Consider the following 3,508-nt stretch of genomic DNA (forward strand, 5'->3'; position numbering starts at 1 on the left):
CCCCTCCCAGCACATCAAAATGCGAATTAACCAGAAAAAGCGGCCCGCCGGTAAGTGCGGATGCCTGTGGGAAGGCCATCGGCCGAGGCACGAAGTGTAGATAAACCCCGGGAAAGAAGGCCTCGGGTACGATACACGCCCCCGTCCGGGTGTCGTACTTTTTAGGGAGCTAAGCAACCACTGCGACGTATGTGGGGCTTGAGGAATGAACCCCCATCTCTCCGTTACACCACCTATGTCGTGGTAAAGTCAAACTCGAAGAAACTCAAACAAAAAGGCACCCGTGAGTATCACAAGAATCACTCTTCCCCAAAAGGCTTTCATACTAATTTGGAGTGCTCCCTTCCTCCTGAGATACATAGTCAAGATAGGTGCTATCCCGTAGGTCACAAAAGCACCGATAAGGGATAACAAATGGCTACGGAATAGACAGTGGTTCGTCACTAATAGGAGACCTCCGAGCACAAAAAAGGTAACGAATAGGAGGTCGGCAGAGTGGTTTCGCTGCTTGTTCATTCACTCAAGATGGCATTGGTGTTTTCGGAGGGGATCTCTCTCCGAGAGACGCGTCTGCGGGATGAGTCGTCTTTGTGATGCTATCGCTTTGGATGGCGATGAGGGTCCTCCTGGTCGCTTTCTCCCAGGACCTTTCGTAGACCCAGACCGTAGGTCTCGTCCGCCACATCAATGAGCGTATTGAGCGCATAAACTCTGAGCTCAGCCTGACGGGCTTCCTCTTGTGACTTGGCAAGCTCGGCCTGCTTCTTGGCAAACTCGGCCTGCTTCTTGGAAAGCTCTTTTTTTAGGCGCTCACTCTCTGCCTTCAGTCTCTGAAGCCGTTCGATCGCAAGCTGCTCGGCAGGTGATGGGAGGTCGCCTTGACTATCTCCGCTCGGGCTGTAGTTCTTGTTTTTCTCCATTAAATGTCTCTGCTGTATAATGCTATGCACAAGATACAAAATTCCAGTCTCTCTTCTGTCCATTTAACAAAGCCCCTGGCAGGTTTTGACTGGTGACAAGTTTATTGTGTAGCTTTGGATTGCGAAGGGGACTGATTAGTCTATCTTTGTTAGTTCACCGAAGCGTCAACAGGGGCAAGTCGGGGTCTGAGGGCACAGTCGTAACGAGGACTTTAAGCTGTGGATAACTCTTACTGATCATGGGGTACTTGATTATCGGTATCATCATCTTTGTGGCGATTGTTTGTTTCGTTGTACTGATATTTCGGATTATTGGTGGCTATTTCTCAGGTCTCTTCGGCAGTGCCAAGGAGATCCTGACAGGAAATATCGTCGAGGGTGGCTGTAGCTGCATCATCATGCTTATCCTCGGAGTCTTAGGGATCATAGCTGCCGTCGCCTTCGTGACCGGGATCATAGAGGCGATGATAGAGTGAGGCTGATGATCATCGATAAAGTCAGGATACGACAAGAGTTGGTCGCAATGGATCGTATGTGCAGATAAGAGACAAGGAGGGTAGGAGGGGGTGTAGCTCCAGTCCTTTCCCTGAAACAAGGATCCCCGACAGACTGCTCTGCCGGGGATCCTTTCGGTATCAGTGGAGGGGGGTGCTAACCCTTTGTCTTGTGGTCAACGTGAAGCAGACGCGCCTGCTGATCAGGTCAGCGAAGAGGTACGCCTCCTGCTATCTCGGGGAGCGGAGGGCGCGCATGGCGTTGAGGATCGCGAGGACCATCACGCCGACGTCGGCAAAGACTGCCATGCCCATCGTGGCGAGGCCGAGGGCGGCGAGGAGGAGTACCAGCAGCTTCACCCCGATGGCGAAGACGGCATTCTCTCGGGCGATACGGAGGATCCGGCGAGAGATGCGGATGGCGAGGGCGATCTTGGAGGGCTTGTCGTCCATCAGCACCACATCGGCCGCCTCGATGGCGGCATCGGAGCCGAGACCGCCCATGGCGATCCCGATGTCGGCTCGTGCGAGAGCGGGGGCGTCATTGATCCCATCCCCGACGAAGGCGACCATCCCTTCGGCTGCATTCAGCTCCTCCTCCAGTCTCTTTACCTTATCCTCAGGGAGGAGCTCAGCGTGATATGCCGTCACGCCGGTCTCCTCAGCGATATGGGCAGCCACGTCTCGGTGGTCGCCGGTCAGCATCACGCTGCGGGCGATCCCCGCCTGACGCAGTGCGTCCATGGCCTCGCGGGCGTCGGGCTTGATGGCGTCCGAGACGACGATGTGCCCGGCATAGACGCCATCGATGGCGACGTGGACAATCGTTCCGACGTGGTCGCAGGGGTGCCACTCGGCTCCGATGCGCTCCATGAGGGTGCTATTGCCGACAGCCACCTTTTGTCCATTCACCACCGCCGTGACGCCTTCGCCGGCGATCTCCTCGACCTGCTCTACGCTGCAGTCGTCCTGCTCCTCCGGGTAGGCATTGCGGAGTGATGCGGCGATCGGGTGGGTGGAGAAGCGCTCCACGTGGGCGGCGAGGTGAAGTAGGTGGTTCTTATCCTGCGCCACGGGATGGACGGCGTTGACCTCGAAGACGCCCTTCGTCAGCGTGCCGGTCTTATCCAGCACGACGATGCCGGTCTTGGCGAGCCGATCAATGTAGTTGGCCCCCTTTATCAAGATCCCCTCCCTTGAGGCACCGCCGATGCCGGCGAAGAAGGTGAGCGGAATGGAGATGACGAGCGCACAGGGGCAGGAGACGACGAGGAAGGTGAGGGCGCGGTAGAGCCAGGTGGCGAAGTGACCGCTGAAGTCTCCCGAGAGGAGGGGCGGAATGATGGCCAGCAGCACCGCCACACCCACGACAATCGGGGTGTAGACACGTGCGAAGCGGGTGATGAAGGTCTCGCTCCGGGACTTGTGCTCGGCGGACTCCTCCACCAGCTCGATGATCCGCGAGGCGGTGGAGTCACTGAAGCTCTTCGTCACGCGTGCCTCAAGCAGCCCGGAGATATTGACGCATCCGGAGAGGACCTCATCCTCCACGGAGACCCCCCGCGGGATGCTCTCACCGGTGAGGGCGATGGTATTGAGGCTGGAGCGGCCCTCGGTGACGATGCCGTCGAGGGGCACTCGCTCTCCCGGTCGTATCACCATGGTGTCGCCGACGGAGACCTCCTCAGAGGGGACCTCCACCACCTCTCCCCCTCTGCGGATGTGGGTGGTGTCGGGGCGGATCTCCATCAGGTGGGAGATCGCCCGACGGCTGCGTCCCTCGGCATACTCCTCGAAGAGCTCCCCGAGCTGGAAGAAGAGCATCACGAAGACCGCCTCGGGGAACTGGCTCTCAGCCCCCGGCAGGAAGCCTATCCCCAGTGCCCCAAGTGTGGCGATACTCATCAGGAAGTCCTCGTCCAGCAGCTCCCCCTCCGCTATTCCCTCCGCCGCCTCCCACAGCGTGTCGTACCCAACGATGAGGTAGGGGACGAGGTAGATGAGGAGCAGCTGCCAGAGAGGCAGAGCCACATTGTGCTCAATGACAATGGCCACCGCCAGGAGTAGGGCGGCAGCGATAATGCGTGCTAATTT

General features: G+C 58.0%; 3 protein-coding genes. 1 reads left to right on the forward strand and 2 read right to left on the reverse strand.

Going from position 1 to position 3,508, the window contains the following annotated elements; all coding sequences use genetic code 11:
- Positions 1-596: 596 nt before the first annotated feature.
- Positions 597-920, reverse strand: coding sequence for a hypothetical protein (locus HMPREF2890_RS02560; RefSeq protein WP_070464880.1), 324 nt, complete (start codon positions 918-920; stop codon positions 597-599).
- A gap of 239 nt (positions 921-1,159) precedes the next feature.
- On the opposite strand from HMPREF2890_RS02560, the gene HMPREF2890_RS02565 reads away from it, so the two are divergent.
- Positions 1,160-1,396 (forward strand): hypothetical protein, encoded by a 237-nt coding sequence (locus HMPREF2890_RS02565; RefSeq protein ID WP_070464883.1) that lies wholly within the window; start codon positions 1,160-1,162, stop codon positions 1,394-1,396.
- A gap of 249 nt (positions 1,397-1,645) precedes the next feature.
- On the opposite strand, the gene HMPREF2890_RS02570 is transcribed toward HMPREF2890_RS02565, so the two are convergent.
- Positions 1,646-3,508, reverse strand: a 1,863-nt coding sequence (locus HMPREF2890_RS02570; RefSeq protein ID WP_070464886.1) for a heavy metal translocating P-type ATPase, incomplete at its 5' end; no start/stop codon positions are given.

It is taken from the genome of Porphyromonas sp. HMSC065F10 (assembly GCF_001808555.1).
Lineage (GTDB): Bacteria > Bacteroidota > Bacteroidia > Bacteroidales > Porphyromonadaceae > Porphyromonas_A.